The sequence below is a fragment of the Methanobrevibacter cuticularis genome, assembly GCF_001639285.1.
Lineage (GTDB): Archaea > Methanobacteriota > Methanobacteria > Methanobacteriales > Methanobacteriaceae > Methanobaculum > Methanobaculum cuticulare.
In genome coordinates this window covers 1-5,624 of sequence record NZ_LWMW01000153.1, presented here as the reverse complement: position 1 = coordinate 5,624, position 5,624 = coordinate 1, and the positions used below count along the sequence as shown (strand labels likewise).

Annotated in this window: 5 protein-coding genes; 4 read left to right on the top strand and 1 reads right to left on the bottom strand. The window is 23.8% G+C overall.

Going from position 1 to position 5,624, the window contains the following annotated elements:
- The first annotated feature begins 428 nt into the window (after positions 1 to 428).
- Both MBCUT_RS09830 and MBCUT_RS09825 read left to right on the top strand, forming a co-directional pair.
- Complete coding sequence (locus MBCUT_RS09830; protein WP_067260541.1) at positions 429 to 662, top strand: LSm family protein; 234 nt, start codon at positions 429 to 431, stop codon at positions 660 to 662.
- Positions 663 to 990: 328 nt separating this feature from the next.
- Complete coding sequence (locus tag MBCUT_RS09825) at positions 991 to 1,176, top strand: 50S ribosomal protein L37e (protein ID WP_211263807.1); 186 nt, start codon at positions 991 to 993, stop codon at positions 1,174 to 1,176.
- A gap of 464 nt (positions 1,177 to 1,640) precedes the next feature.
- Here MBCUT_RS09825 and MBCUT_RS09820 read toward each other — a convergent pair whose 3' ends face one another.
- Complete coding sequence (locus MBCUT_RS09820; protein ID WP_067260537.1) at positions 1,641 to 1,859, bottom strand: PRC-barrel domain-containing protein; 219 nt, start codon at positions 1,857 to 1,859, stop codon at positions 1,641 to 1,643.
- Positions 1,860 to 2,354: 495 nt separating this feature from the next.
- Between MBCUT_RS09820 and MBCUT_RS09815 the strand changes: the two genes are divergently transcribed.
- On the top strand, positions 2,355 to 3,680 hold the full coding sequence (locus tag MBCUT_RS09815; RefSeq protein ID WP_067260535.1) for a hypothetical protein: 1,326 nt from the start codon (positions 2,355 to 2,357) through the stop codon (positions 3,678 to 3,680).
- 196 nt (positions 3,681 to 3,876) lie between these two features.
- On the top strand, positions 3,877 to 5,283 hold the full coding sequence (gene purF, locus MBCUT_RS09810; protein ID WP_067260534.1) for an amidophosphoribosyltransferase: 1,407 nt from the start codon (positions 3,877 to 3,879) through the stop codon (positions 5,281 to 5,283).
- The last annotated feature ends 341 nt before the right edge of the window (positions 5,284 to 5,624 follow it).

The following is a 5,624-nucleotide window of genomic DNA, read 5'->3' as shown; positions in this document are numbered from 1 at the left end:
CTCATAATTTTTAATATATATTATATATTTCTTAATATAAACAAGTTTATAATTTATTTAAATATATCTACTCTTTTTTAGAGTATTTCTAATAGGTTAACATAAAATTAGTTCTTTATTTAATTATTAATTATTAATATATTTATTTTAAATTTAAATTTTAGTTAATTTAATTATCTATTTGTTCCTAAAATTCTAAAAATTTCATTGTAAACATTTCTATGATTTGGAAAAATTAGGTGATAAATAAATTGTATCAATCAACATGTTTATATGAGATAAGGTCCTAATATGAATTATATATCAATAAGATTTGAATTACATAATAAAAAATTATTAAAATTAAAAATTTGAACTTAAATAAATAATTTTAATAGTTACATTTAAATATGAATTTAACAAATGTATTATAGTAATAGGTGATAATCGTGAGCGGACAACAATATGTTCAAAGACCACTTGATGCATTAGGCAAAGCAACAAATTCTCCAGTTTTAATAAAACTTAAAGGAGATCGTGAATTTCGAGGGATATTAAAGAGCTTTGATTTACATATGAACTTAGTTCTTAATGATGCTGAAGAATTAGACAAAGGAGAAGTTACAAGAAGACTTGGAACTGTCCTTATTAGAGGAGACAATATAGTTTATATATCTCCATAAATAAAATTATTAGCTATTTATTTAGCTAATATACATTATTTATATATCATGCTATTAACTTTAGGCTGAAAACTATCTTTTATTTAATGTTAATGAGTTATATTTAAAACAGTAGTTTTATTAACTACTATTTAAAAAGTAACTTATTAATTACTATATAGCTATTACTAAAATAGCTATTAAAATATAAATATTAATGATTATACTATTTTGTAGATAATTATTTATTTAAGCTTTAATTGAACAATAGCCATAGCTATCTGTTTTTGAGTTTATCAGCTAAATATTTCAAAATTTCTAACATAATAATTTAACCGAGGGGAGGATAATAATGAAAGGAACACCTTCAATGGGTAAAAAGAATAAAAAAACCCATATAAGATGTAGAAGATGTGGAAGAAATACTTACCATCTTCGTAAAAAAATATGTGCTTCTTGTGGATTTGGTAAATCTAAAAAGATTAGAAGATACAGTTGGCAGAATAAAAAGATTACTGGTCAAAGATTAAAATAAGACAACTTATTTTTTTCTTTTTTTATTAAATAAATATTCATTTTATCTATTTTTTTTATTTTTAAATTTTTTAAGTTGAATATTTTTTTATTAAATAAATTTCATTTTAGCTATTTTTTTTATTTTTAAATTTTTTAAGTTGAATATTTTTTTTATTAAATAAATTTCATTTTAGCTATTTTTTATTTTTAAATGTTGTAAGTTGAATATTTCTTTTTTTATTTTTAAATCTCTTAATTTTTTATTTTTAAATCTTGTAAGTTGAAATATTTCTTTTTTATAATCTTTGCAATATTGTTTATATTTTAGGTTAATTTATTCTTTATAACAATGGGTATAACCAATGTATCCTATTATAATTATTAGGATTATGATACGGGACATAATCCAGAAAATTAAAAATGAATTAAAACCGAACATTTTTCATCAATTCTCCTTATTTTCGGTGTTGATTTTAAGAAAAATTAAATTATTTCAGGTTTTAGTTTAATAATGTTGGTTATATTGTTTATTTTCCTAAAAATGATGGGATTAACTTCTGATGATATCAAGTTTGGTTTTTCTTTTACATCAATTCCTTTAATAACACCACTATATTCATCGATTACAAGATTTTCAACTTTACCTAAAGTATTACCTTCTCCATCAATAACATCTTTACCTATTAAATCACTTGCTTTCATTTTAACTCACCCCTTTCTTCCCAAAAAATGTACTAATTAGGTTACTTTTTTATCTTATTTAAATTTTAAGCGAAAATGAGAAGTTATTTATTAATAAGTTGAAAATATTATTTATCTTTACATCTTTTTATTTTATTTCTTTTTTTCTTTTATTTTTATATTTCAATAATTAATTCTATTTATTAATATTATTACAAAAATTCATAACTATAAAAAGACCTTAAAGTAACTAATATATTGTCATGATTATTAAGAAGGGAAATATAATTTTTAATATTATAATAATAGAAATATAATATTAAAGAGAAACTTAATAATTTGAAGGTTTAAATTCAATGGTTTATAATTCCCTATTCATCATTAGTTTTATAATTTAGTACACCTAATATAATATTAATCTCGATATTAATAATGATCAATAACTAAAGTGTCTATTTGACTAATAACTGAATTGTCCATTGAATTATATTGATACCAAATATGAGGTATGATAATTTGAATTATGATAATAATAATAATAATAATAAATATAACGATTTTGATTATAATTTCCATGAATATAATAATTTAAATCATGAGAATATTGACAATTTTTCTAATATTAATAATACTAATAATAAAAACAAAAGTCATGAAAATAGTAATAATGATCATAACATTGATAAAAACCTTCACAATTCTTCTAATGGATCTAATAATCAATATGGTGAGAATGATTCTCATAAATACAATGATTCTAACAATAACATTGTAAATATTACTAAACCTGTGGATGTACGAATCATTGTCGGTGATGCTAGAAATTCTGAATTTCTATCTAAAGCTATTAAAAACTTTGAAATGGGTGATGATTTCAAAATTGCAATTTCATCTATAATCACAACTAATAACATTGAAATAGCTAAAAATGCAGTTCAAGGAGCGGATATTGTATTAATAGCTAGTAACTATAATGAAAATGGAAAAAATATATTCTCTAAATTCTTTAATGCTCTTAAATCTGAAATCAATTATGTTGAGTTTCTTAAATTCCCAAAATCTCGAGACCTTGAAATTACAGATATGAAAATCATTGAAGAAGAAATTAAAAATTCAATAATTCGAGCAGGTCTTGATTCTATATTTAATATTTCTGATGTGAATCACATAAAAGCTGATTTAATCAAAGCTAATCTTGAATACGAAGATTTATTGAGTAATAATGATAAACTATCCATGGAAAATGATGTGATAATAGCTGAAGCTCAAGATTTAAGGGAAGAAAATAAGAATCTTCTTGGGGAGATCAAAACACTTCAAAATCATATTGATGAAATAAAGCTTGATTTTTCTGATTTTAAAGATAGGTTTTCAAATATTCATATGAAAAATCTACTTGAGATTTTTCCATTGAGTAATCTTTGGGAAGAAGTTTTTAATGAACCTTTAAAAGAAGAAGATAAAATTGTAATCGCTACTGATAAATTTAAACCAGAAAACATCGTTATTGGTCAAGGTTGGATTGGTGCTAATTCTAGAGAAGAAGCTATTGAGTGGATTAAAATTGTTAGAACTGCTCTTATTTTTGTAGAAGATAATCAAGAAGACTTAGAAGAAGAATTTTCTAATCATGGCTCTAGATATAATTCTAATCTAGATAGAAATATGAATTCTAATTTTAATCCAACTGAATCTAATGGAGATGGTTCTGATGAGATTCATAAAAATCAAAATACATCTAAATATTCTAATAGGCGATATAAAAATGGTTATTCTGAGGATGGGGAAGATGATGATGCTGGTTATGATATCCCAAATGATTTTCAGAACTTCTGGGAATGATTTTATAGAATAAGCTTAATTTTGTTAATATTCTTTTATTTATGATGATGATTATATTCAATAATAAGAATATTTATACTATGAAATTTAAATAATATATTGTTATAATTTTTATAATAGGATGTAGAAATTATAGTTTGTTATTAATATTAATACTTATTTTAACTTGATTACAATAAGTTATGGAGATTATAGGTTGAAGGATAAGTGTGGGATTGTGGGGATCCAGTCTAAAGATCCCTCTAAAGATATTTCGTCTTCTATTTATTATGGTTTACATGCTTTACAGCATAGGGGCCAAGAATCAGCAGGTATAGCTACATATAATGATCGCAATGGCTTAAATCATTATTGTGGTATGGGTTTGTTAGTAGATGTCTTTAAAGATAATAAAATTAATGAACTAAATGGTAATATGGGTATTGGTCATGTAAGATACTCAACTACAGGTAAATCAAAACTAGAAAATTCACAACCATTTGTAACTAATTTTAATGATCGTTTTATAGCTATTGCACATAATGGGGATATTATAAACTCTGCAAAGCTTCGAAAGGAACTTATTGCTGAAGGTTATGAATTTGTATCTGACACAGATTCTGAAATTTTATGCTATTTAATTAAAAGAGAGTATGCTAAAACTCATGATATAATTCAAATTCTTGAAAATATTTCTAAAATAATTGTTGGTTCTTATTCTTTGGTAATTTTAGTTGATGATGATTTGTATGTCGTTAGAGATCCTGCTGGAATGAAACCATTAGCTATTGCTGAGATGGATGATTTATATATTGTAGCTTCTGAAACTGTTGCTTTTGATGTTATTGGAGCTAATTTCATCAGAGATATTGAACCTGGGGAAATAGTTTATTTCAACAACAATGAAATCCAAAGCCATATCCTTGAAAAAGCTAGCTCTACTCCAAAAGCACACTGCATGTTTGAATATGTTTATTTTGCAAGACCTGATAGTGTAATTGATGGTAAAAATGTTTATCAATCTAGATTAAAGATTGGAGAAGCTCTTTATAAAGAGTTTCCAGTTGATGCTGATGTTATAATGCCAGTTCCAGATTCCTCAATTCCTGCAGCTATTGGTTATTCTAGAGCTTCTGGAATTCCTTATGGTGAGGGATTGATTAAAAATAGATATGTTGGAAGAACCTTTATCATGCCAACTCAAGAAGAGCGGGAATTAGCAGTTAAGTTAAAGATGAATCCATTAGTTTCAGAGCTTGAAGGAAAAAAAATTGTGTTAATTGATGATAGTATAGTTCGTGGAACTACCTCAGAATCTTTAATTGAAATATTAAGAGAAGCTGGAGCAAAAGAAATCCATTTAATGATTGGTTGTCCTCCAGTAATAGCTCCTTGCTATTATGGTGTGGCTATGGCTTCTAAAGATGAGCTTTTAGCTGCAAATAATACTTTAGATGAAATTAAAGAGAATTTAGGTGTTGATTCACTTGGATATATTAGTTTAGATTCACTTATTGATTCTATTGGCATTCCTGGTGATGAATTATGTTTAGGATGCATTACTGAAGAATATCCAACTGAAATTCCTAGTGATTTAGAAGTAGAAACCTACTACAAATTTTAATTTATAAGGTGATGAACACATTACAATAAATTTTAATTTACATTTTAGTTATTAATTTATTAATAGCTATTATTAATTTTGTAGTTAACTGCTTTAAAAAGATTTTTTTTGTTCTTTTTATTTTTTAACAATATTTTTATTCTTTTATATTAATAAAAAATAGTAATAAATGTAATAAATTATAATATAGTGTGAAAACATTATTTTTGGGAAAAATTTAATATTTTTAATTTTAATTAAAATAAATATTTTTTAAAATAAAAAAAATCAGAGATTTTTTAACTTTATAAAAATAAAAAATTCTTTTAAAATAAAAAGTTAAAATTCATTCAATATTGAAA